General features: G+C 55.5%; 1 rRNA gene. It reads right to left on the minus strand.

Annotation, left to right across the window (positions count from 1 at the left end):
• Positions 1–123: 123 nt before the first annotated feature.
• Positions 124–220 (minus strand): 23S ribosomal RNA (locus tag CJ260_RS12650); the annotation flags it as partial.

A 220-nucleotide genomic window follows, 5' to 3' on the forward strand; every position in this document is an offset into this window, starting at 1 on the left:
CTCTGTTTACGGTTCCTTCCTCAGAACCTGCTTCCAGATTCCCTCACCCACTCCCTTCGGGAGTAAGCGACTCGCTCCTGTTTGTGCGTCGCTTCTCAGCTCCTTCAAACAGGGCTCCCTGCTTAAGTCAAGCCCTCGGTCTATTAGTACCGGTCCGCTCCGTGCATCACTGCACTTCCACTCCCGGCCTATCTACCATGTCGTCTTCATGGGACCTTAC

Origin of the sequence: Megasphaera sp. ASD88 (genome assembly GCF_002287425.1) — a bacterium.
Classification (GTDB): domain Bacteria; phylum Bacillota; class Negativicutes; order Veillonellales; family Megasphaeraceae; genus Megasphaera; species Megasphaera stantonii.